The 21,918-nt window shown below is 68.6% G+C and carries 18 protein-coding genes; 15 read left to right on the top strand and 3 right to left on the bottom strand.

The genetic code is table 11. The features are described 5' to 3' along the window. Genes SLW55_RS09660 through SLW55_RS09640 form a run of 5 tightly spaced genes read left to right on the top strand, consistent with a single transcriptional unit; the run spans window position 1 to window position 3,700 of the window. Window positions 1–363, top strand: coding sequence for a GntR family transcriptional regulator (locus tag SLW55_RS09660; protein ID WP_017908106.1), 363 nt, complete (start codon window positions 1–3; stop codon window positions 361–363). After that, window positions 360–1,241 (top strand): ABC transporter ATP-binding protein, encoded by an 882-nt coding sequence (locus tag SLW55_RS09655; RefSeq protein WP_267100496.1) that lies wholly within the window; start codon window positions 360–362, stop codon window positions 1,239–1,241. Before SLW55_RS09660 ends, SLW55_RS09655 begins: the two co-directional genes overlap by 4 nt. Further along, window positions 1,238–2,230 (top strand): ABC transporter permease, encoded by a 993-nt coding sequence (locus SLW55_RS09650; protein WP_267100495.1) that lies wholly within the window; start codon window positions 1,238–1,240, stop codon window positions 2,228–2,230. Before SLW55_RS09655 ends, SLW55_RS09650 begins: the two co-directional genes overlap by 4 nt. A 43-nt stretch (window positions 2,231–2,273) precedes the next feature. Next, complete coding sequence (locus SLW55_RS09645) at window positions 2,274–3,095, top strand: DUF2807 domain-containing protein (RefSeq protein ID WP_017908109.1); 822 nt, start codon at window positions 2,274–2,276, stop codon at window positions 3,093–3,095. A 44-nt stretch (window positions 3,096–3,139) separates the two neighbouring features. Further along, complete coding sequence (locus SLW55_RS09640; protein WP_320745011.1) at window positions 3,140–3,700, top strand: DUF2884 family protein; 561 nt, start codon at window positions 3,140–3,142, stop codon at window positions 3,698–3,700. Window positions 3,701–3,800: 100 nt separating this feature from the next. Here the strand turns inward: SLW55_RS09640 and SLW55_RS09635 are convergent, their stop codons facing one another. Then, the gene (locus SLW55_RS09635) at window positions 3,801–4,664 is read right to left on the bottom strand and encodes a DMT family transporter (protein ID WP_026143342.1); all 864 of its coding nucleotides are present in this window, start codon (window positions 4,662–4,664) and stop codon (window positions 3,801–3,803) included. Between the two features lie 161 nt (window positions 4,665–4,825). Here SLW55_RS09635 and SLW55_RS09630 point away from each other — a divergent pair, with 161 nt between their 5' ends. Together SLW55_RS09630 and SLW55_RS09625 are read left to right on the top strand one after the other, a co-directional pair. Beyond that, a complete protein-coding gene (locus SLW55_RS09630; protein WP_267102936.1) occupies window positions 4,826–6,193 on the top strand; it encodes a PLP-dependent aminotransferase family protein in 1,368 nt (455 codons plus the stop codon). Window positions 6,194–6,272: 79 nt separating this feature from the next. Next, complete coding sequence (locus tag SLW55_RS09625; RefSeq protein ID WP_017915026.1) at window positions 6,273–6,713, top strand: hypothetical protein; 441 nt, start codon at window positions 6,273–6,275, stop codon at window positions 6,711–6,713. 258 nt (window positions 6,714–6,971) lie between these two features. Here SLW55_RS09625 and SLW55_RS09620 read toward each other — a convergent pair whose 3' ends face one another. Further along, window positions 6,972–8,405, bottom strand: a complete 1,434-nt coding sequence (locus tag SLW55_RS09620; protein WP_320745010.1) for a class II fumarate hydratase — start codon at window positions 8,403–8,405, stop codon at window positions 6,972–6,974. A 389-nt stretch (window positions 8,406–8,794) separates the two neighbouring features. Beyond that, window positions 8,795–9,799, bottom strand: a complete 1,005-nt coding sequence (locus SLW55_RS09615) for a YiiG family protein (protein WP_295909771.1) — start codon at window positions 9,797–9,799, stop codon at window positions 8,795–8,797. Window positions 9,800–10,197: 398 nt separating this feature from the next. On the opposite strand from SLW55_RS09615, the gene SLW55_RS09610 reads away from it, so the two are divergent. From SLW55_RS09610 to lpdA, 8 genes are all read left to right on the top strand, one after another. Next, complete coding sequence (locus SLW55_RS09610) at window positions 10,198–11,517, top strand: hemolysin family protein (protein WP_320745009.1); 1,320 nt, start codon at window positions 10,198–10,200, stop codon at window positions 11,515–11,517. Between the two features lie 37 nt (window positions 11,518–11,554). Continuing rightward, the gene (purB, locus tag SLW55_RS09605; protein WP_320745008.1) at window positions 11,555–12,922 is read left to right on the top strand and encodes an adenylosuccinate lyase; all 1,368 of its coding nucleotides are present in this window, start codon (window positions 11,555–11,557) and stop codon (window positions 12,920–12,922) included. 66 nt (window positions 12,923–12,988) lie between these two features. Continuing rightward, on the top strand, window positions 12,989–13,591 hold the full coding sequence (locus SLW55_RS09600) for a DUF3060 domain-containing protein (RefSeq protein ID WP_320745007.1): 603 nt from the start codon (window positions 12,989–12,991) through the stop codon (window positions 13,589–13,591). Between the two features lie 288 nt (window positions 13,592–13,879). Next, on the top strand, window positions 13,880–15,121 hold the full coding sequence (locus tag SLW55_RS09595; RefSeq protein ID WP_267087683.1) for a cupin domain-containing protein: 1,242 nt from the start codon (window positions 13,880–13,882) through the stop codon (window positions 15,119–15,121). 7 nt (window positions 15,122–15,128) lie between these two features. Next, complete coding sequence (locus tag SLW55_RS09590; protein ID WP_320745006.1) at window positions 15,129–16,025, top strand: GNAT family N-acetyltransferase; 897 nt, start codon at window positions 15,129–15,131, stop codon at window positions 16,023–16,025. A 182-nt stretch (window positions 16,026–16,207) separates the two neighbouring features. Next, window positions 16,208–19,033 carry a 2-oxoglutarate dehydrogenase E1 component gene (locus SLW55_RS09585; protein WP_320745005.1) on the top strand — a complete coding sequence of 942 codons (2,826 nt, stop codon included), beginning with the start codon at window positions 16,208–16,210 and terminating at the stop codon, window positions 19,031–19,033. 47 nt (window positions 19,034–19,080) lie between these two features. After that, window positions 19,081–20,295 carry a dihydrolipoyllysine-residue succinyltransferase gene (sucB, locus tag SLW55_RS09580; RefSeq protein ID WP_017909176.1) on the top strand — a complete coding sequence of 405 codons (1,215 nt, stop codon included), beginning with the start codon at window positions 19,081–19,083 and terminating at the stop codon, window positions 20,293–20,295. 149 nt (window positions 20,296–20,444) lie between these two features. Beyond that, complete coding sequence (gene lpdA, locus SLW55_RS09575; RefSeq protein ID WP_017915813.1) at window positions 20,445–21,881, top strand: dihydrolipoyl dehydrogenase; 1,437 nt, start codon at window positions 20,445–20,447, stop codon at window positions 21,879–21,881. Window positions 21,882–21,918 lie beyond the last annotated feature (37 nt).

Raw genomic sequence — 21,918 nt, 5'->3', positions numbered from 1 at the left:
ATGAGCGATATCCAATGGAGCGACGGCGCTCCGATCTACCGCCAGCTGAAGGAGCGCGTCATCGCGATGATGCTCGACGGCATCCTCAAGCCCGGCGACGCCCTGCCCTCGGTGCGCCAGGTGGCTGCCGAGTACCAGCTCAATCCGATCACCGTCTCGCGCGCCTACCAGGAACTGGCCGACGAGGCCCTGGTCGAGAAGCGTCGCGGGCTGGGCATGTTCATGACCGAGGAAGCGGCGCAGAAGCTGCGCGGCAGCGAGCGCGAGCGCTTCCTCAACGAAGAGTGGCCTCTGGTGCTGGAACGCATCCAGCGCCTGGGCCTGACACTGCAAGACTTGTTGCCACCGGGGAAAACGCCATGACTGCCGCTGTCGCCGCATCCGAATCCGTCGTCTACGCGCAGGGGTTGCGCAAGACCTACAACCACAAGCCGGCGCTGGCCGATGCGTCCTTCGCCATCGCGCCGGGCCGCATCGTCGGCCTGATCGGCCCCAACGGCGCCGGCAAGACCACCGCGCTGAAGGCGGTGCTGGGCCTGACCGCCGTGGAAGGCGAACTGCGCGTGCTGGGCATGGACCCGCGCAAGCAGCGCGACGCGCTGATGAACGAAGTGTGCTTCATCGCCGACGTGGCGGTGCTGCCGCGCTGGATGCGGGTCAGCGAGGCGATCGACTTCGTCGCCGGCGTGCATCCGCGCTTCGATCGCGCCAAGTGCGAGCGCTTCCTGGCCAACACCAAGCTCTCGCCCAAGCTGCGGGTGCGCGAGATGTCCAAGGGCATGATCGTGCAGTTGCACCTGGCCCTGGTGATGGCGATCGACGCGCGCCTGCTGGTGCTGGACGAGCCGACGCTGGGCCTGGACATCCTGTACCGCAAGGAGTTCTACCAGCGCCTGCTGGAAGACTACTTCGACGAACAGAAGACCATCGTCATCACCACCCACCAGGTGGAGGAGATCGAGCACATCCTCACCGACGTGCTGTTCATCCGCGACGGCCGCATCGTGCTCAGCGCCGACATGGAGCACATGGCCACCCGCTACACCGAACTGCTGGTGCCGGCCGAGCGCATCGAGGCGGCGCGCGCGCTGCAGCCGATCGACGAACGCGGCCTGCCGTTCGGCAAGTCGGTATTCCTGTACGACGGCGTGCCGCAGGCGCAACTGGCCGCACTCGGCGAAACCCGCACCCCCGGCCTGGCCGACCTGTTCGTCGCCATCATGAAGGGCACCTACGCATGAACGCTCCCGCCAAATCGATCTCTCCCGTGTCCACCTTCAAGTGGCTGCTCAAGCGCGAGTTCTGGGAACACCGCGGCGGTTTCCTGTGGGCCCCGGTCATCACCGGCGGCATCGTCGCCACCCTGTACACGGTGCTGTCGATCATCGGCAGCATCGCCGGCCGCAACCACGGCGGCGGCGTACGTCTGAACGATGTGCAATGGGAAGGCCAGGCCAACAACGCCCACCAGATCATCGGCGCGGTCGGCGACGGCACCATGCTCGCCGGGGTGATCCTGGCCTGCATCGTGGTCGGCTTCGTGGTGTTCTTCTACGCGCTGGGCGCGCTGTACGACGACCGCCGCGACCGCAGCGTGCTGTTCTGGAAGTCGCTGCCGCTGTCGGACACCGGCACCGTGCTGTCCAAGGCCGCCTGGGCGCTGTTGCTGGCGCCGCTGCTGGCGATCGGCATCGGCCTGCTGATCGGCCTTGCACTGTGGGTGGTCACCGCCCTGACCCTGTCGGTCAACGGCATCCCGCAGAGCACCGCGGTCTTCACCGAATCGCACCCGCTGCGCATCATCGGCATGGTCCTGGCCGCACTGCCGGTGCAGGTGATGTGGTCGCTGCCGGCGATCGGCTGGCTGATGCTGTGCTCGGCCTGGGCGCGCAGCAAGCCGTTCCTGTGGGCGGTGCTGATCCCGATCCTGGGCTGCGTGATGGCCAGCATGATGGGCATCCTGCCGATGCTCGATGTCAACCACAACCTGATCTGGTACACCGTGGCCTACCGCGGCCTGCTCAGCGTGCTGCCCGGCAGCTGGGGTCCGGTGCTGAACGAGCAGGTGGCCGAGACCCACATCAGCGGTCCGCAGGATCTGGTCAATGCGATCCATCTCGGCGACAGCTGGGTGCTGTTCCGCGACCCCGACATCTGGATCGGCGCCGCGGTCGGCGTGGCCTTCATCGTCGCCGCGATCTACGTGCGCCGCTGGCGCGACGAAGCCTGATCGCACCTCCGTCTCTCTTCCCTTTTCCGCAAGGAGTTTTCCGATGCGCAAGACCCTCGCCCTGTGTGCCCTGCTGTCGCTGCCGGCCGTCGCCATGGCCGACGACTGCAAGTATTCCGAACCGCGCGAACTGAAGCTGGATCTGACCGGGGTCAAGTCGGTGCTGCTGGACGTGCAGCAGAACGACCTCAAGCTCAGCGGCGCCAGCGGCGACTCCACTCTGCGCGGCCGTGCCTGCGCCTCCGACGCCGACATGCTCAAGGAGCTGACCCTGCGCCAGCGCCACGACGGCGACACCCTGGTGGTGACGCTGAAGCACGAGGGCAAGATCCACGGCATCAGCGTCGGCAACCGCTACGCCTACCTCAACGTGGCTGGCAGCATCCCGGCCAACCTGCCGGTGCAGCTGCAACTGGGCTCCGGCGACGCCGAGATCAGCGGCGTGGCCTCGCTCGACGCCAAGGTCGGCTCTGGCGACCTGCACGCGCAGAACATTCGCGGCGCGGTCAGCGCCACGGTCGGCTCCGGCGACATCGAACTGCGCAATGTCGGCAGCGTGGCCCTGCCGACGCTGGGCTCGGGCGACGTCAAGGCCGATCAGGTCGGCGGCGACGTCAAGGTCGGCACCGTCGGCTCCGGCGACCTGACCGTGCACGGCGTGCGTGGCAGCGTGCAGGTCGACAGCGTCGGCTCCGGCGACGTGCAACTGCGCGACGTCACCGGCAATGTCGCGGTGCAGACCGTGGGCTCCGGCGACCTGGATGTCGGCACCGTCGGCGGCAACCTGAGCGTGCAGAAGGTCGGCAGCGGCGACGTCACCCACCGCGGCGTGCGTGGCAGCGTCAACCTGCCCAAGCCGCGCTGATCCTGCCGCCCGATCTCCTTCCACATCCACACGAGGACGCGCCCATGCAGTACCGTTCCCTGTCCCTGGCCGGCGTCGCCCTGGCCGTGCTGTTCTCGCTCAGCGCCTGCCAGCGCTCGGCCTCGTCGAACGACCGCGTCGTCGTCGATCACGGTGGCGCGCAAAGCCTGACCTTCCTCAACGGCGACCTCACCCTGAAGGCCGATGGCCAGCCGCCGGCCACCATCACCCGCGACGGCAAGCTGCTGATCGACGGCAAGCCGGTCGCGCTGGACGCCGAGCAGCAGCGCCTGCTGCTGGCCTACCGCAGCCAGATCGAGGCGGTCGGCAAGCAGGGCGTGGAAGTCGGCAAGGCCGGCGCGGCGCTCGGCGTGAAGGCGGCCGGCGATGCGATCAGCGGCGTGCTCAGCGGCGACACCGAGCACATCGGCGCGCAGGTAGAGGCGCAGGCCGACAAGATCAAGCAGGCCGCGTTGAAGATCTGCGACCAGGTCGCCGCGCTGCGCGCCGCGCAGGATGCGCTGATGCAGAAGCTGCCGGCGTTCCGTCCCTACTCCACCCTCGACGACAGCGACGTCAGCGACTGCAAGCACTCGGCCGCGTAATCGGCGGCAGCCACGCTGCCGCGACCATCGTCCACGAGCGCCCGCTGAGTCCGCGACCCACCCGGCAGTCGTGCAAACGCCTGCCGGGCGGGTCGCGGTCTCAGCGGGCGTAGTGTTTCGCGCCGGCCACGCAGACCATCGCGACCAGGGTCACCGCCAGCATCGTCCAGCTCACGGTTTCGTGCAGCAGCAGCGCGGCCAGGCCCAAGCCGATGAAGGGCTGGAACAACTGCAGTTGCCCGACCGCCGCGATCCCGCCTTGCGCCAGGCCGCGGTACCAGAACACGAAGCCGATCAACATGCTGAACAGCGAGACATAGCCCAGGCCAAGCCATGCCGGCATGCGCACGGTGCCGAACGACGCAGGCTGCGTCAGCAAGGCCAGGGACACCATCAGCGGCAGCGACAGCACCAGCGCCCAACAGATGACCTGCCATCCGCCCAGCGTGCGCGACAGGCGCGCGCCTTCCGCATAGCCCAGCCCACACAGCACCACCGCGGCCAGCATCAGCAGATCGCCCTGCCACGAGGCGTCGATCCCGCCGATCGCCGCATAGCCGACCACGCTGCAGGCACCGGCCAGCGAGAACACCCAGAACGGTGGACGCGGGCGTTCGCCGGCGCGCAACACGGCGAAGACGGCGGTGCACAACGGCAGCAGGCCCACGAACACGATGGAATGCGCCGAGGTGACGTGCTGCAGCGCCAGTGCGGTCAGCAGGGGAAATCCGGCCACGACCCCCAGCGCCGTCATCGCCAAGGCAGGGAGCTCGGCGCGGCGCGGACGCGGTTGCCGAAACCCGAGCAGGAGCGCCAGCCCCAGCGCGGCGGCAATGCTGGCGCGGGCGCAGGTCAGGAACACGGGGGAGAAATCGGCGACCGCGACGCGCGTTGCGGGCAACGACCCCGCAAAAATCATCACGCCGATACATCCATTGATCCAGCCACCGGTGGTTTTTTCCATGCGCGTCTCCTTCTGCATCGCCGTTGCAGTAGACGCCTCGTGAGACCGATCCGGCCAGATACGATCCAATACGGTTTTGCAGTACTGTTATGGCTCAAGACCCAGTACAGCTGACGACAGTGGACAGACCCGTAGCACCCGGCACGCGCATCGATGCGGTGATGGCCGACATCCGCGCCCGCATCGCCAACCGCACCAGCCTGCCGGGAGCGCGCCTGCCCTCCGTGCGCGCGCAGGCGCGCGCGCTGCGGGTGTCGGTGTCGACGGTGGTGGAAGCCTACGAGCGGCTGGCGGCCGAGGGCGCGATCGCGGCGCGCCCAGGGTCGGGCTTCTATGTGGCCGGGTCGGTGGCCCCACTGGCGCTGGCGCAACTCGGCCCGAAGCTCGACCGGCAGATCGATCCGCTGTGGGTATCGCGGCAGTCGCTGGAAGCGGATGCGCGCGTGCTCAAGCCCGGCTGCGGCTGGCTGCCACCCGAATGGCTGTACGGCGCGGGCATGCGCCGCGCACTGCGCACGCTGGCGCGCGCCGACACGCAGGAACTGACCGAGTACGCCACGCCCCTGGGCCACCCCGGCTTGCGCCAGTTCCTGTCGCGACGGCTGGCGGGCAATGGCGTGCAGGCGCCGCCCGAACAGATCCTGCTCGCCGAATCGGGCACGCATGCGATCGACCTGATCGGCCGTTTCCTGCTCTCGCCCGGCGACACGGTGCTGGTCGACGACCCGTGCTACTTCAATTTCCATGCCTTGCTCAAGGCGCATCGCGTGCAGGTCGTGGGCGTGCCCTATACGCCGAACGGACCGGACGTGGCGCACTTCGAAGCGGCGCTGCGGGCGCATGCGCCGCGGCTGTACATCACCAATTCGGGGATCCACAACCCCACCGGCGCGACCCTGTCCGCGGCGACGGCGCACCGGCTGCTGCTCCTGGCCGAGGGCTCGGACCTGGTGATCGTCGAGGACGACATCTTCGCCGACTTCGAGACCAGCCCCGCCCCGCGGCTGGCGGCCTTCGACGGCCTGGCGCGGGTCATCCAGATCGGCAGCTTTTCCAAGACGGTGTCGGCGTCGCTGCGTTGCGGCTACATCGCCGCACGTGGCGACTGGATCGAAAGCCTCGCCGACCTGAAGATCGCCACCAGCTTCGGCGGCGGCCGGCTGGCGGCCGAGGCCGTGCGGATCGCCCTGACCGACAGCGGCTACCGCCGGCATCTGGAGACCTTGCGGCGGCGCCTGGCGGAGCAGATGGCCAGGACGGTAGAGCGGCTCCAGGGTCTCGGCGTCCGACCCTGGCTGATTCCACGGGCCGGCCTGTTCCTTTGGTGCAGGCTGCCCGCGGGCATGGAGGCCGCAGCGATCGCGCACGCCTGCCTGCAGGAAGGCGTGGTGCTGGCGCCGGGCAATGCCTTCAGCCAGTCGTTGAGCGCAGGCGATTTCCTGCGTTTCAACGTCGCGCAATCCACCGACGAACGGATCTTCAGCGTGCTCGCGCGCGCCATGCAGTCCGCTTCGACCTCACGCAGCTGATGCGCGGCCAGCGCGCCTCGCCACGACCGCAGCCGCCGCACGTTCTAGAATGCCCGCACTCCCCCACTGCATCGCCTCCATGAAGAAGACGCTGTTCGCCTGGTTCTCGCTGCTGTCGTTATGCCTGCTGCTCGCCGCCTGCGGCGGACGCGGCGGCGAGACCACCTCCTCGCGCGCCGAGCGCAGCAAGCCGCGGGTGGCGGTGGACAGCATGAACGTGATGCTGCGCCGCGCCCCGGCCGCCAATGCCACCATTGGGCCCGACGGCAGCCTGCGCATCGACGATATCGAACTGCCGCTGCCCGCCGCGCAGCGCACCGAACTGCAGCAGTTGTTCATGCACCTGCAGATGCAGCGCCAGCGCACCCTGGAGACCGCGGCGCCGGACCCGAACATGCGCTCGGTGGGCTTCGCGCCGACCCCGGAGATCACCGAAGCGCAGGCGGCCGTGCTGCGCGACATTCCCTCGCTGCAGCCCTACCGCGACAGTTTCGGCAACCTGCAGGCCGAGCGCCGCTGAGGCGTGCCGGCGCGCGTGCGCCGGCATGAGAGCCCTCAGTAAGAGTTGGCCCCTTCCTTTGGGAGCGGCTTCAGCCGCGATGGGCTTTACCGGTAAGGCCCGTCGCGGCTGAAGCTGCTCCTACGCCAGCTTGCGATGAGGTGTCTGGGCGCAATGTGGGAGGGACTTCAGTCCCAACTGCTTTCACCGTGCGATCTTCTGTTTGCGCCTGGCACGACCACACGGCCGTGCCAGGCCTGCGTGCAGCGCTGGCGCAACTCAGCCGCCGCCACCCGCGCCGGCATGGATGCCGCCCTCGGTCAGTGCGGCAGGGTCCAGCAGCCGGCGCAATTCGTCCTCGCCGAGGCCGCTGTCCTCCTTGGCCACCTCCAGCACCGGCCGGTTCTCCTTGTAGGCACGCTTGGCGATCGCCGCGGCCTTCTCGTAGCCGATGATCGGATTCAGCGCGGTCACCAGGATCGGATTGCGGTCCAGCGCCTCGCGTACCCGCTCCTCGCGCACCTTGAGGCCGGCGATCGCCGAATCGGCCAGCAGCAACGACACGTTGCCCAGCAACTGGATCGAGTCCAGCAGGTTCGCCGCGATCAGCGGCAGGGTCACGTTCAACTGGAAGTTGCCGGTCTGCCCGGCCACGGTGATCGCGGTGTGGTGGCCGATGACCTGCGCGCAGGCCATCACCGTGGCTTCGGGAATCACCGGATTGACCTTGCCCGGCATGATCGAGCTGCCCGGCTGCAGCGCCGGCAACTCGATCTCGCCGAGGCCGGCCAGCGGCCCGGCGTTCATCCAGCGCAGGTCGTTGGCGATCTTGATCAGCGCCACCGCCAGCGCGTTGAGCTGGCCGGACAGTTCCACCGCATCGTCCTGCGCGGCCAAGCCCTCGAACTTGTTCTCGGCGCTCTCGAAGGTATGGTCGGTCAGCGCCGACAGCGCCTTGGCGACCTTGCCGCCAAAGCGCGGATCGGCGTTGATGCCGGTGCCGATGGCGGTGCCGCCCAGCGGCAGCCGGCGCAGGCGCTTGAGGCTGTCGTCGATGCGCGCCTGCGCCGACACCAGCTGCGCCGACCAGGCACCGAACTCCTGACCGAAGGTCAGCGGCATCGCGTCCATCAGGTGGGTGCGCCCGGTCTTGACCACACCCTGCAACTGCTTGGCGCGCTTGTCGATCGTCTTGCGCAGGTGCTTGAGCGACGGCAGCAGATGCTCGCGCGCCGCGAGCAACGCAGCGACGCGGATCGCGGTGGGGACCACGTCGTTGGAACTCTGGCCCAGGTTGACGTGGTCGTTGGGATGCACCGCCGGCCGTGTCTTGCTGCCGTTCTTGCCCTCGCCCTTGGCGGCGCGGTTGGCCAGCGTGGCAATGACCTCGTTGGCGTTCATGTTCGACGAGGTGCCGGACCCGGTCTGGTAGATGTCGATCGGGAAGTGCGCGTCGTGGCGGCCGTCGGCCACCTCCAGCGCCGCGGCCTGGATCGCCTTCGCGACCGCCTTCGGCAGCAGGTCCAGGTCGGCGTTGACCCCGGCCGCGGCGGCCTTGATCAGACCCAGCGCGCGGATGAAGCCGCGTGGCATCGGCTGCCCGGACACCGGAAAGTTCTGCACCGCACGCTGGGTCTGCGCTCCCCACAAGGCCTCTGCAGGCACCTGCAGTTCGCCCATGCTGTCGTGTTCGACCCTGAATGTGTCACTCATCGCACAATCTCCGCATCTGCAAAAGGGAATCCATCGGCGCCGTCGTCGGACGTCCGGGGAGGCAGGCTGGCGGGACTGCGGCTGGCGCGCGCATTATCCGTGGCGCAGCGCCCGGCGTCAGCAGTGTGCGCCGGCGGATGTTAGGAATGTCTGGAGGCGAGGAATGCACGGCGGACCGCCGAAGTCGGCAGGCGTACATGATCGAGGATCGATCCACTGAGACCCGCAACGTGTACGCGGAATGATGCTCGCCCTGCAAGCGCACCAGCGGCGTGCTGCGGAAGGAGCACACCGCGCCCGTTTGTCGGCGAAAGACGGGACGACGGCATGCCGCCCCGCCGTCGCGACGGCACGACGGGGCCAGCGGCATGCGCCGCCGGCCCGCACGCTCAGCGCTGGCGGTTGCTCTGGAACACCAGGTCGTTGTAGCTCTTGAGCAAGCGTGCCGGCGAACCCTCCGGCGCGACGATCGGATTGTCCATCGAGCGCTGCTCGAACTCGCTGTACGGAATCTTCTCCGCCACCCGCTTGATGCGCGCCTTGGATTCCTTGCGGAAGTTCTCCGCCGCGGTCTCGAAACCGGTCCAGTCGGACTTGCCCGGCTCCTGGTTGGAGACCTTGGCATGCGCCTCGTCGGACAGGCTGTTGAAGCCGGCCACCAATGCCGTGGCCTTGGCGGTGTCGAAGTCGTCGTCCTGCATCAGGCCGACGATGTCCTTGGCCTCGAGCATCATCGACAGCCGATAGAAATCGCGGGTGCGGCCCTCGGCCTTTTCCATCGCCTTCAGTTGCTCGCGCTGCGCGGCGTCGTTCTGCGCCTCCAGTTCGTGGCTGAAGGCCTCGCTGGCCTCGTGGAATTCGGACAGCGCGGCCATCAGCGGCGCATGCAGTTGCTTGCCCTTGGCGAACTGGTCGTCCTGGTAGTCCTCGCGGTCGTAGTAGTCGCGCGCCTGGTTGGCCAGCGGCTGCAGCGTCTTCAAGGCGGCCAGATAGCGCTTCGCCGCGGCATCCAGCGCCGGCAGCGACGGCTTGGCCGCGATCGCCTGGGTCATCGGCGCATCGCACAGCTTCATCGCGTACTCGTCGATCGGGGCGGGCCCGTACACGCTGGTTTCCTTGCCGGTGGGGCCGGCCTTGGGATCGGCCATCCAGCGTACGTACTGCTGCGCGCCTTCGTGGATGCGCCCATCGACCTTGTTGAAGCATTCGATGTAGGCGTTGAGCTTGCCGGTCAGCGCCTGGTCCGCGTCGCTGGCGCCGGCATCGGCGGATGCATGGTTGGCATCGGCACTGGCATCGGAACCGGCCGGTGTCGCCGCAGGCTTGCCACCGCAGGCGGTGAGAAAAACGGACACAGCGGCAGCCAGCGCCGCCAGACGCAAGGAAGATTTCATGGGGAATATCGAGATTGAAAACGGTTACAGAAAGTTTAGCAAACGAAAAGATCGTCGCGGCGTGATGGTTGAGTGCGGGGATGATCAGCCATTCGGCTGCTGAAAGGCCGGGGAGTGGGGAGTGGGGATTCGTGACAGCGGTTCTGCGCGCTGATCCATGGGTGCATGTGGCTGCGGTGCCATGTGACCGAATGCGCGGGACGGCGCGTGCACGCGGCAACGACGCAACGCATCGGCTAGACTGCGGAGACGTATCACCGATGGAACCCTCACGCCGCCATGGGCGACGATTCAGACTGTAGATGCCGGCGCACGCCGCGCCGGACCACGCACCCCGCCGTTTCCACCCTTCCCGCCCGGCGCCATGACGCGCCAGCGGCGCGCGCCGGGGAACGCACATGATCGGCAACCTCCTGCTGCTGGCGCTGGCGATGCTGCTGGTGCTGCTCAACGGCTTCTTCGTCGCCGCCGAGTTCGCCCTGGTCAAGCTGCGCCACACGCAGGCCGTGGGCCTGGCCGAGCACCACGGCTGGCGCGGCCGCCTGCTGCTCAACGTGCACGGCCACCTCGACGCCTACCTGTCGGCCTGCCAACTCGGCATCACCCTGTCCTCGCTGGGCCTGGGCTGGGTCGGCGAGCCGGCCTTCGCGCACTTGCTGCAGCCGCTGTTCGACCTGCTGGGGCTGAGCGAAGAGGCGGCGCGCCTGAGCGCCTTCGTCATCGCCTTCAGCGTCATCTCGTTCCTGCACATCGTGCTGGGCGAACTGGCCCCCAAGTCGATGGCGATCCGCCGCCCGGAGCGCATGTCGCTGTGGACCGCCGCACCGCTGTACCTGTTCTACTGGGCGATGTATCCGGCGATCTGGCTACTCAACACCAGCGCCAACGCGCTGCTGAAGGCCGCGGGCTGGGGCGATGTGGAGCACACCTCGCACCGCTATTCGCGCGAGGAGCTGAAGCTGATCGTCGGCCGCCAGCAACCCGCCGGCGGCGCGCCGGATCACGAACTGACCCTGATGAGCCATGCCTTGGAGCTGCCGGAACTGGTGGCCGGCGATCTGATGCGCGCGCGCGACCATCTGCGCGGGTTCCGCGAAGGCATGGCGCTGGACGCGGTGATGGCCGAGTTCGCCGACAGCCGCTACAGCCGCTATCCGTGGTTCGACCGCGACGGCGAGCAGGTGCTGGGCATCCTGCACATGAAGGACCTGCTGGTGGAAATCGCCCGCGGGCGCAGCAGCGACGACCTGCGTCCGCTGCTGCGCCCGGCGAACCTGATCGCACTGGAAACGCCGGTGCCGCTGGTGCTGGAGCGCTTCCGCACCGGTACCACGCACATGGCGCTGTGCGTGGACGAGCACGGCCGCATCCTCGGCTACTTCACCCTGGAAGACCTGCTGGAAGTGGTGGTCGGCGACATCGAGGACGAGCACCCGCACGTGGTCAAGGACGCGCCGACCCGCGGCGCCGACGGCAGCGTGCTGGTGGCCGGCTCGACCTCGATCTTCCGCCTCGAACGCCTGCTCGGCCATGACCTGCGCGCGCCGGAGCACCTCAACTCGGTCGGCGGGTTGATCGTGCATCAGTTGCAGCGCCTGCCCGAGGAAGGCGAGCAGTTGGAGATCGACGGCCACCTGTTCACGGTCAAGCGCATGGCCGGGCACCGCATCCAGGCGGTGACGGTACGCCTGGCGCCGGCCGAGGCCGCGCCGACGTAGAATGGCGCCCCCGCCGACACCACCCCACGCCCCCGCCATGTCCGATTCCGCCCTGCTCGCCCTGTCCCCGCTCGATGGCCGCTATGCCGGCAAGGTCGACGCCCTGCGGCCGATCTTCTCCGAATACGGCCTGATCAGGGCGCGGGTGAAGGTGGAGATCGAATGGCTGCTGGCGCTGGGCGCCGAGCCGGCTATCGGCGAACTGGCCGCGTTCTCGCCGGCGGCGGCGCAGCGCCTGCGCGCGCTGGCCGAGGGCTTCGGCGTGGAGCACGCGGCGCGGGTCAAGCAGATCGAGCGCACCACCAACCACGACGTCAAGGCGGTGGAGTACTTCATCAAGGAGCAGCTCAAGGACGACGCCGAACTCGGCCCGGCCCTGGAGTTCGTGCATTTCGCCTGCACCAGCGAGGACATCAACAACCTCAGCTACGGGCTGATGCTGGAGCAGGCCCGGCGCGAGGTGCTGCTGCCGACCCTGGACGCGGTGATCGCCACGCTGCGCGCGCTGGCCCATGCGCAGGCCGCGCAGCCGATGCTGTCGCGCACCCACGGCCAGACCGCCTCGCCGACCACCCTGGGCAAGGAGATCGCCAACGTGGTCGCCCGCCTCAAGCGCCAGCGCCGGCAGATCGCCGCGGTCGAGCTGACCGGCAAGATCAACGGCGCGGTCGGCAACTACAACGCCCACGTCGCCAGCTACCCGGACGTCGACTGGCCGGGCTTCGCGCAGCGCTTCGTGGAAAGCCTGGGCCTGGTGTTCAACCCCTACACCACCCAGATCGAGCCGCACGACAACGTCGCCGAATTGGGCGACGCCACCCGCCGCGCCAACACCGTGCTGATCGACCTGGCGCGCGACATCTGGGGCTACATCTCGCTGGGCTACTTCAAGCAGAAGCTCAAGGAAGGCGAAGTCGGCTCCTCGACCATGCCGCACAAGGTCAACCCGATCGACTTCGAGAACGCCGAAGGCAACTTCGGCATCGCCAACGCCCTGTTCGAGCACTTCTCGGCCAAGCTGCCGATCAGCCGCTGGCAGCGCGACCTCACCGACTCCACCGTGCTGCGCGCGCTCGGCACCGCCTTCGGCCATACCCAGGTGGCGCTGGACTCGCTGGCCAAGGGCCTGGGCAAGCTGACCGTGAACCCGGAGCGCCTGGACGCCGACCTGGATGCCGCCTGGGAAGTGCTGGCCGAAGCCGTGCAGACGGTGATGCGCCGCCACGGCCTGCCCAATCCCTACGAGCAGCTCAAGGCGCTGACCCGCGGCCAGGGCATCACCGCCGAGTCGATGCGCGCCTTCGTCGAGACCCTGGACCTTCCCGAGGACGCCAAGCAGCGCCTGCGCGACCTGACCCCGGGCGGCTATGTCGGCCTGGCCGAGCGGCTGGCGCGCAACATCTGAGCTAGTCCCGTCCATGCTGGGTTAATCGGCCGGGGGCATGCTGGTGGCTCACAGCAGAGTCCCGCGATGAGACCCACCCCGTTGTTTGTGTTGCCGCTGCTGGTCCTGGCCGGCTGCGCGCAGGCGCCACGCCCGCCGGCCGGCGATGGCGCACACACTGCCGCCCCGCGCACCGTGGTCATGCAGGCCGCGCCGCCGATCGCGGCAGCGCCGTCGGCCGGCGACATCGCCGATGGCGACGAGCGCGACGCCGAGACGCCGATCCGCATGGCCGCCTCGGCCAGCGGCGACATCGATTGCGACGGTCGCGATCTGAACATCGTCGGCCGCGACGCCACCCTGGTGCTGCACGGGCACTGCGCCACCGTCAGTCTGTTCGGCCGCAACGGCAACCTGCAGATCGAGCGGGCCGACACCCTGCGCGTGCTCGGCGACAACGCCCAGATCGCGATGCGCGGCGATGCCGGGCAGGTCGCCTTGTTCGGCCGCCATGGCCGGCTGCAAATGGCGCGCATCGCGACACTGGACGTGTCCGGCGACCAGAACCAGTTGCAGGCCAGCGAGATCGACACCATCGCCCTGCAGGGCAACGGCAATGCCATCGTCCAGCGCAGCGGCAGCGCCCAGGTCGACGACGGCGGCCGCGACAACCGCATCCTCGTCCAATAGCGCGAGCGGCGCTGCGCCCCCACTGCCCTGACCTACCCCGCGGCGTCGCCGTCATCGCCCAACCCGGATGCGCCTGGCGCCGCCCATGGCCTGCGCGCACGGGGTCACCCACGTTGCGCGGTCACGACACACCACCAGGGCCTCCGCGCGGCCGTCCATCCGCGCACAGCGGCGCACACGAAGGCCAGCGCGATGGCCCCACGCGCCAAACCGGCGGACAATGGCGGGGTCGGCCGGCGCCGCTGCGCGCCCGCTCTTTACCTTCCGCGTCGCAAGGACCCACCGCACATGGCTGCCCGCAAGACCGCCGCTCCCGCCTTCGAACTCCACGCCCGCCCCGGGCAACCGCTGGGCATGCCCGCGGCGACCTTCCTGCGCGACTACTGGCACAAGCGCCCGCTGCTGATCCGCAACGCCTTCCCCGGCTTCGTCTCGCCGATCGAGCCGGGCGACCTGGCCGGCCTGGCCTGCGAGGAAGCGGCGCTGTCGCGGCTGATCGAGCACGACCGCGCCAACGACCGCTGGCGGGTGCGCAGCGGCCCGTTCCAGGAGCACGAGTTCCCCGGCATGCCCGACCACGACTGGACCCTGCTGGTGCAGGACGTGGACAAGTGGGACCCGGACATCCGCGCCCTGCTCGAGCAGTTCCGCTTCCTGCCGCGCTGGCGGGTGGACGACGTGATGGTCAGCTTCGCCGCGCGCGGCGGCTCGGTCGGCGCGCACGTGGACCACTACGACGTGTTCCTGCTGCAGGCCCACGGCCATCGCCGCTGGCAGATCGACGCCAGCGTCGCGCTGGGCCGCCCGGCGCCGCCGACCGACTTCCGCGACGACGTGGAGCTGAAGCTGCTGCGCCAGTTCGACCCGACCCACGACTGGGTGCTGGGGCCGGGCGACATGCTGTACCTGCCGCCGCTGGTGCCGCACCACGGCGTCGCCGAAGACGCCTGCCTGACCTTCTCGGTGGGCATGCGCGCACCGTCCTCGGCCGAGCTGATCGCCGATTACCTGGACACCCTGATCGACGGCGCCGACGAGGCATTGCGCTACCACGACGAAGACCTGCAGGCGCCGGCCGATCCGTACGAGATCGACGCGGCGGCGATGGGCCGCGTGGTCGAGGCGCTGAACGCGCTGCGCATGAACGACCCGGACAAGCTGGGCGCCTGGTTCGGCCGCTTCATCACCACCTACCGTGCCGCCGGCGAGATCCTGCCGCCGGCCGGCCTGCCGCCGGCGGAAGAGATCGCCGCCGCGCTGGAACAGGGCCTGGTTCTGCAGCGGCATCCCTGGGCGCGGCCGGCGTGGCGGCGTGCCAGCCGCGGCGCCATGCTGTTCTGCAGCGGCCAGGAGTTCGCGCTGCCGGTCAAGGACGCCAAACGCCTGGCCGCGGCCGAACACATCGACGGCACCGACTACGCGGCGCTGTCGGCAGCCGGCAGGCAGACCCTGCTGGAGCTGATCGAAGGCGGCTTCTACCAGCCGCTGGAGGCCGAGGACGCCACCGACGAGGACGCCGACGCGGCCTGATCCGACCATGCCCGGCCCCGGTTTCCGCATCGCTGCGCTGGATCCCGTCCGCGACGGCGCCGAACTGCACGCGCTGCGCGCCGCGGCCGGCACCGCCGTGGACCTGGCCGACGCCGCGGCCGCGCTGGACGCGCTGGGCGACCATCTGGTCGCGCGCAGCGACGACGGCCAGGCAGTGGGCGCGGCCCGGCTCGGCGCGGACCGGCGGATCGCCGCGCTGGCGGTGCTGCCGGACTGGCGGGGACGTGGCGTCGGCAGCGCGCTGCTGCGCGGCCTGATCGAGACAGCGCAGCGCCGGCACTGGCCGCAGTTGGAACTGCAGGCGCCGGCCGCGGCACTGGCGTTTTGCGCCCGCCACGGCTTCCTGCCGCCGCCGGGCGGCGTGGCCGCCTCCGCGGAGGCCGTGCCGCTGCGCCGCCGCTTCGACGGCGCGGTGGCGGTGGAGGACGCGGCGATGGCGATCGCCGCCAGCATCGCGGTGCTGGCGCAGGCCCGCCGCCAGGTGCTGATCCACAGCCGCATGCTGGATCCCGGCCTGCTCGACGATACCCGCGTGGTGGAGCAACTGCGCCGCTTCGCGGTCGCCGCGCATGCCAAGCAGGTGCGGGTGCTGCTGCACGACGCGGCCGCGCCGCAGCGAGCCGGCGCCCCCTTGCTGGCGCTGGCACAGCGCCTGCCCAGCGTGTTCCAGTTCCGCGAAGTCAGCGATCCGGTGGACCGCAGCGACGCCACCGCCTACCTGGTCAACGAGGGCGGCGGCTACTACTTCCGTGGACTCGGTCACCGTTACGACGGCGAGACCGACCTGCTCGGTGGCGGCCGCGCACGCCAGTTGCGCGCCACCTTCGACCGGGTCTGGGAGCGTGCGCGCCCATGCAGCGAACTGCGCGCCCTGGGCTGGTAAGGCGGCCGCGACCACGCCGCAACTGCCACGGATGAACCGGGATCGGCCTTGACCACGCCGAATGCACACCCCGGCTGGTTCATGGGGGTATAATTTTTGCGCTTGATTACGCCCGCGCGGCCCTCGCGTCCGCCGGTTCCTGCCGCAAGCCATCCCAAACAAAGCGACCGCACCCCACCATCGTGGACAATCTACTCAAGCAGTTTGCGCAGTCATCGCAACTCGCCGGCGGCAATGCCGCCTATATCGAAGACCTGTACGAACAGTATCTGGTCTCTCCCGACAGCATCGATCCCAAGTGGAAAACCTACTTCGACGGCTTCCAGGGCCGCGATGCCGGTGACGTCCCCCACTCGGCGGTCATCGCCCACATCGCCAGCGCCGCGCGCCAGGCCGCCAACAGCGGCACCGCCCCGAGCGGCGACGAGCGCGAGCGCCATGTCGGCCGCCTGATCACCGCCTACCGTTCGCGCGGCCACCTCGGCGCGCGCCTGGATCCGCTTGGCCTGACCCCGCCGGTGAACCCGCCGGACCTGGGCCTGCCGTTCCACAGCCTGTCGGAAAGCGATCTGGGCAGCGAGTTCAGCACCGGCGGCCTCGGTGGCCAGCCGCGGATGAAACTGCGCGACCTGCTGGCGCGGCTGAAGGCGACCTACACCGGGTCGATCGGCAGCGAGTTCATGCACATCTCCGAGTTCGAACAGCGCCAGTGGATCTACCAGCGCCTGGAGAACGCGGGCGGCAACATCGCCGGCGACACCGCCAGCCGCCGCCGCACCCTGGAGCGGATCACCGCCGCCGAGGGCCTGGAGCGCTACCTGCACACCAAGTACGTCGGCCAGAAGCGCTTCTCGCTGGAAGGCGGCGACTCGCTGATCCCGATGATGGACGTGCTGGTGCAGCGCGCCGGCAGCGACACGGTCAAGGACATCGTGGTCGGCATGGCCCACCGCGGCCGCCTCAACGTGCTGGTCAACACCCTGGGCAAGAACCCGCGCAAGCTGTTCGACGAGTTCGAAGGCAAGTTCGAGCACGCCCACGACGACCGCGCCCACACCGGCGACGTGAAGTACCACATGGGCTTCTCCGCCGACGTGGCGGTGGCCGACGGCAAGTCGGTGCACCTGGCGCTGGCGTTCAACCCCTCGCATCTGGAAATCGTCGACCCCGTGGTGGTCGGCAGCGTGCGGTCGCGCCAGGAGCGCTACGGCGACGCCGCGCGCAAGTCGGTGCTGCCGGTGATCATCCACGGCGACGCCGCGTTCGCCGGCCAGGGCGTGGTCATGGAGCTGTTCCAGATGTCGCAGGCGCGCGGCTTCGCGGTCGGCGGCACCGTGCACATCGTGGTCAACAACCAGATCGGCTTCACCACCAGCGCCCGCGACGACGCCCGTTCCACGCTGTACTGCACCGACGTGGCCAAGATGATCGGCGCGCCGGTGTTCCATGTGAACGGCGACGATCCGGACGCGGTGGCGTTCGTGGCCAACCTGGCCTACGACTTCCGCCAGCAGTTCAACAAGGACGTGGTCATCGACCTGGTCTGCTACCGCCGCTGGGGCCACAACGAGGCCGACGAGCCGGCGGCCACCCAGCCGGTGATGTACCAGACCATCCGCAAGCACAAGACCACCCGCGAACTGTACGCCGCCCAGCTGGAAAGCGAAGGCGTGCTGCAGGCCGGCGAGGCGCAGGCGCTGGTCGACGGCTACCGCAACAAGCTCGACTCGGGCGAATACACCACCGAGCTGGCGACCCGCAAGCCCGACGAATTCGCCATCGACTGGTCCAAGTACCTGTCGGGCAAGCTGGCGGACAAGGTCGACACCACGGTCAAGCGCAAGACCCTGGATCAGCTGGCCAAGATCATCACCACCATCCCGGGCGGCGTCGAGCTGCACCCGCGCGTGGCCAAGATCTACGAGGACCGGGTGAAGATGGCCGCCGGCGAACTGCCGGGCGACTGGGGCTTCGCCGAGAACCTGGCCTACGCCACCCTGCTGGGCGAAGGCCACAAGCTGCGCCTGGTCGGCCAGGACGCGGGCCGCGGCACGTTCTTCCACCGCCACGCGATCCTGCACGACCAGAAGACCGACAGCTACTACCTGCCGCTGCGGCAGCTGGTGGAGAACCCGGAAGACGCCACCGTGATCGACTCGCTGCTCAGCGAGGAGGCGGTGATGGGCTTCGAGTACGGCTACTCCACCACCGATCCCAACGCGCTGTGCATCTGGGAAGCGCAGTTCGGCGACTTCGCCAACGGCGCGCAGGTGGTGATCGACCAGTTCATCGCCGCCGGCGAAGCCAAGTGGGGTCGCATCTCCGGCCTGTCGCTGTTCCTGCCGCACGGCTACGAAGGCCAGGGCCCGGAGCACAGCTCCGCACGCCTGGAGCGCTTCCTCCAGCTGTGCGCACTGGAGAACATGCTGGTCTGCGTGCCCACCACCCCGGCGCAGGCCTTCCACATGATCCGCCGGCAGATGCGCATGTCCACGCGCAAGCCGCTGGTGGTGATGACGCCCAAGTCGCTGCTGCGCCACAAGCTGGCGGTGTCGACGCTGGAGGAACTGGCCGACGGCGAGTTTCAGCACCTGATCCCGGACGCCAAGGCAGACCCGAAGAAGGTCAAGCGCGTGGTCGCGTGCTCCGGCAAGGTCTACTACGACCTGCTCGAGGACCAGACCAAGCGCGGCCAGGACGACGTCGCCATCCTGCGCGTGGAGCAGCTGTATCCGTTCCCGCGCGAGCTGCTGTCGGCCGAGCTGAAGCGCTACGGCAATGCCACCGACCTGGTCTGGTGCCAGGAAGAGCCGCAGAACCAGGGCGCCTGGTACCAGATCAAGCACCACCTGCAGGCCTGCCTGGCCGACGGACAGAGCCTGCACTACGCCGGCCGCGCCCGTTCGCCGTCTCCCGCCGCCGGCCACTTCGCCGAGCACGTGGAAGAGCAGCTGAAGCTGGTCGCCGACGCGCTGTTGAATCCGTTCAACGACCAAGTCGCTGAATAAACCCCCTTTCACATTTCAAAAAAGACACCACTAGGACGCCCCCTGCAATGGCCACCGAAGTCAAAGTTCCGGTACTGCCCGAATCCGTATCCGATGCCACCATCGCCAGCTGGCACAAGAAGGCCGGTGAGGCGGTCAAGCGCGACGAGAACCTGGTGGACCTGGAGACCGACAAGGTCGTGCTGGAAGTGCCCTCGCCCGTCGATGGCGTGCTGAAGGAGATCAAGTTCGAGACCGGCGCCACCGTGACCAGCTCGCAGATCCTGGCGATCATCGAGGAAGGCGCGACCGCCGCTGCGGCGCCGGCCGAGGCCAAGGTCGCCGAGGCGCCGAAGGCCGAAGCGCCCAAGGCCGCCGCCGCGGAAGCGCCGAAGGCCGCCAAGGCCGACGCGCCGAAGGCCGCCGGTGATGTGTCCAGCCTGCCGCCGGGCGCGCGCTTCAGCGCCATCACCGAAGGCGTGGATCCGTCGCAGGTCGAAGGCACCGGCCGCCGCGGCGCGGTGACCAAGGAAGACATCCTCAACTACGCCAAGAACGGCGGCGCCGGCAAGGCCAGCGGTGCGCGTCCGGAAGAGCGCGTGCCGATGACCCGCGTGCGCAAGCGCATCGCCGAGCGCCTGATGCAGTCGAAGAACTCGACCGCGATGCTGACCACCTTCAACGAGGTCAACCTGGCCAAGGTTTCGGCGGCGCGCAAGGAATTGCAGGACGAGTTCCAGAAGGCCCACGGCATCAAGCTCGGCTTCATGAGCTTCTTCGTCAAGGCCGCGGCCAACGCGCTGCAGCGCTTCCCGCTGGTCAACGCCTCGATCGACGGCGACGACATCATCTACCACGGCTACAGCGACATCTCCATCGCCGTGTCCACCGACAAGGGCCTGGTTACGCCGGTGCTGCGCAACGTCGAGCGGCAGTCCTTCGCCGACATCGAACAGGGCATCGCCGACTACGCCAAGAAGGCGCGCGACGGCAAGCTGAGCCTGGAAGAACTTCAGGGCGGCACCTTCACCGTGACCAACGGCGGCACCTTCGGCTCGCTGTTGTCGACCCCGATCATCAACCCGCCGCAGAGCGCGATCCTGGGCATGCACGCGATCAAGGAGCGTCCGATCGCCGAGAACGGCCAGGTCGTGATCGCGCCGATGATGTATCTGGCGCTGTCCTACGACCACCGCATCATCGACGGCAAGGACTCGGTGCAGTTCCTGGTCGACATCAAGAACCAACTGGAAAACCCGGGCCGGATGCTGTTCGGTCTGTAAGAGCCGGGAATCGGGAATGGAGAGTGGGGAATGGGACAAGCGCCCATTTCCCTGCCCTGTTCCCGCCTGGACCTGGATGGGAGGCGGCAGGCGCCTGCGCTTTTGCGATTCCCCATTCCCTATTCCCCATTCCCGTGTGAGCGAATGAAATGAGCGAACAATACGACGTCGTCGTCATCGGTGCCGGTCCCGCCGGCTATCACGCGGCCATCCGTGCCGCCCAGTTGGGCCTGAAGACCGCGTGCATCGACGCGGCGCTGGGCAAGGACGGCAAGCCGGCGCTCGGCGGCACCTGCCTGCGCGTGGGCTGCATTCCGTCCAAGGCGCTGCTGGATTCCTCGCGCCAGTTCTGGAACATGGGCCACCTGTTCGGCGAGCACGGCATCAGCTTCAAGGATGCCAAGATCGACGTCGCGGCGATGGTCGGGCGCAAGGACAAGATCGTCAAGCAGTTCACCGGCGGCATCGCGATGCTGTTCAAGGCGAACAAGATCACCCCGTACTACGGCTTCGGCGAACTGCAGCCGGGCAACGTGGTCAAGGTCAAGCAGCACGACGGCAGCGAAGTCGAGCTGAAGGGCACCAACGTGATCCTGGCCGCCGGCTCGGATTCGATCGAACTGCCGTTCGCCAAGTTCGACGGCGAGACCATCGTCGACAACGTCGGCGCGCTGGACTTCACCGAAGTGCCCAAGCGCCTGGCGGTGATCGGCGCCGGCGTGATCGGACTGGAACTGGGCAGCGTGTGGAAGCGCCTGGGCGCCGAGGTCACCATCCTCGAAGCGCTGCCGGACTTCCTGGCCCTGGCCGATGCCGAAGTGGCCAAGACCGCCTTGAAGGAATTCAAGAAGCAGGGCCTGGACATCAAGCTCGGCGCCAAGGTCTCCAAGACCGAAGTCACCGGCAAGGGCAAGAAGCAGGAAGTGGTCGTCACCTATAGCGACAGCGAAGGCGAGAAGACCCTCAACGTGGACAAGCTGCTGGTGGCCGTCGGCCGCCGCGCCGCCACCAAGGGCCTGCTGGCCGACGGTACCGGCGTCAAGGTCAACGAGCGCGGCCAGATCGAGGTCGATGCGCACTGCCACACCGGCGTGGACGGCGTGTGGGCGATCGGCGACTGCGTGCGCGGGCCGATGCTCGCGCACAAGGGTTTCGAGGAAGGCATCGCGGTCGCCGAACTGATCGCCGGCCTGCCCGGCCACGTCAACTTCGACACCATTCCGTGGGTCATCTACACCGAGCCGGAAATCGCCTGGGTCGGCAAGACCGAGCAGCAGCTCAAGGCCGAAGGCGTGCCGTACAAGGCCGGCAGCTTCCCGTTCGCGGCGATCGGCCGTGCGGTGGCGATGGGCGAGCCCGCGGGCTTCGTCAAGGTCATCGCCCACGCCGAGACCGACCGCGTCCTGGGCATGCACCTGGTCGGCGTCGGCGTCTCCGAGCTGGTCCACGAAGGCGTGCTGACCATGGAGTTCAACGGCTCGGCCGACGACCTGGCGCGCATCTGCCACGCCCACCCCACCCTGTCCGAAGCGATACACGACGCGGCCATGGCGGTGAGCAAGCGGGCGATTCATAAGGCCAATTGAAGCCGGGAAACGGGAATGGAGAATCGGGAATGGCAAG

Origin of the sequence: Xanthomonas sp. LF06-19 (assembly GCF_034105425.1) — a bacterium.
Classification (GTDB): Bacteria; Pseudomonadota; Gammaproteobacteria; order Xanthomonadales; family Xanthomonadaceae; genus Xanthomonas_A; species Xanthomonas_A sontii.
The sequence above is the reverse complement of the archived record's forward strand: the minus strand, read 5'-3'. Positions and strand labels throughout refer to the sequence as shown.